A 299-nucleotide genomic window follows, 5' to 3' on the forward strand; every position below is an offset into this window, starting at 1 on the left:
GCGGGGTCGGACAATCCCAAGGACGCGACCACGGTCACCGGCAGCTTCAACATCAGCGCGCCGGACGGGGTACAGACCCTGAGCGTGGGGGGCATCAGCCTGGTGAGTGGTGGCGTGGTGGCCAGCTTGCCGCAGAGCGTGACCACTCCGCTGGGCAACACCCTGACCATCACCGGTTACGACGCGGGCACCGGGCTGGTGAGCTACAGCTACAGCTTGCTGGACAACGAAGCGCATCCCACTGCTGACGGCAACAACAGCCTGTTTGAAAACTTTGCGGTGAGCCTGATAGACAGCGA

General features: G+C 63.5%; 1 protein-coding gene. It reads left to right on the plus strand.

Annotation, left to right across the window (positions count from 1 at the left end; all coding sequences use genetic code 11):
- The coding region (locus ACLHZ1_RS20745) for a hypothetical protein (RefSeq protein ID WP_427263558.1) at window positions 1–299 on the plus strand (299 nt) is incomplete at both ends.

This window comes from Aeromonas sobria, assembly GCF_050266975.1.
GTDB lineage: Bacteria > Pseudomonadota > Gammaproteobacteria > Enterobacterales > Aeromonadaceae > Aeromonas > Aeromonas sobria_B.